Below are 470 nucleotides of genomic sequence, written 5' to 3' on the forward strand. Positions count from 1 at the left end.
AGGTCTCGTAGTGAAACTACGTTCCACCGGTAGAGTCTTTTCGTTGTAAGCACCCAATGAACTTCAGGTGTTTTTGACAGTCTCCAGTATTTCTTTCTGGAGTAACCAATGCGTTTAGCACTGTCCATATCTAGACCTAAACGCATTAATCTGCTAATCTTAGTACGTGGATTTTTCCATCTTTTTAAAATGAGTTGCCTGATACGGTGATGGAGCCATTGCTCCACTTTCGTTACGAAGGTTTTGATGAAACCTGTGCCGAAATAATTAATCCAGCCTCTTGTTCGGCTGTTTATTTCTTTGACAATGTCATCAAACTTCCCTGCTCGTTTACGTTTAGTCAAGCGTTTCAAGGTACGCATGAATTTCGCTTTGGCTTCTTTCGAAGGTCTGTAACGACAGACCCCATTCACTGTGGTTATCAGACAACCCAAGAACTTTAAACGTGTTGGGGAACCCACTTTACTTTT

Annotated in this window: 1 protein-coding gene; it reads right to left on the minus strand. The window is 41.7% G+C overall.

The window, feature by feature from the left end:
- Nucleotides 1–470 (minus strand): group II intron maturase-specific domain-containing protein (locus ACYQ4S_RS12285; protein WP_459771454.1); only part of this gene is annotated, 470 nt, incomplete at both ends.

This window comes from Alkalibacterium sp. s-m-28, assembly GCF_054658175.1.